The 471-nt window shown below is 73.7% G+C and carries 1 protein-coding gene; it reads right to left on the reverse strand.

Going from position 1 to position 471, the window contains the following annotated elements; genetic code table 11:
* Nucleotides 1–471: FAD-dependent oxidoreductase (locus tag AC1DYG_RS19570; protein ID WP_477641518.1), on the reverse strand; the 471-nt coding region annotated here is incomplete at both ends.

Consider the following 471-nt stretch of genomic DNA (forward strand, 5'->3'; position numbering starts at 1 on the left):
CCGCACCTCCGGTCGCGACGGCCGCAGCCCCACCGCCCGCGAGAGGATCGGCGCGTCCCTCAGCGCCGGGACCAGCGCGCGGGCGCGGGCCAGGATGGCGTGTTCGACATCCGGGTCGACGCGGGTGTCGAACGCGCCGAGGTCCGCCGTGCCCCCGCAGACCACGTCCTCGAAACGCGGCACGACGTAGGTCATGCCAGCGGGGTTGTCGTCGTCGATCAACCAGTCGGTCAGGCCGGGGTTGGCCAACCGGACCACCTGCCCGCGCAGTGGGGCGAGGGTGTCGTCGCCGACGAGGGCGCCCGAGCGCAGTCCCGCCGCGACCACCACCAGGTCGCCGTCGACCTCGGCGAGATCGGCGACCTCCGTACTGCTCAGTCGCACGCCGGCGCTCACACACTGGGCCGTCAGCCAGCCGAGGTAGACGCCCATGTCGATGATCGGCACCGTGACGCGGGCGGCGCTGGTGCC

This window comes from Pedococcus sp. P1_H8 (assembly GCF_056405175.1).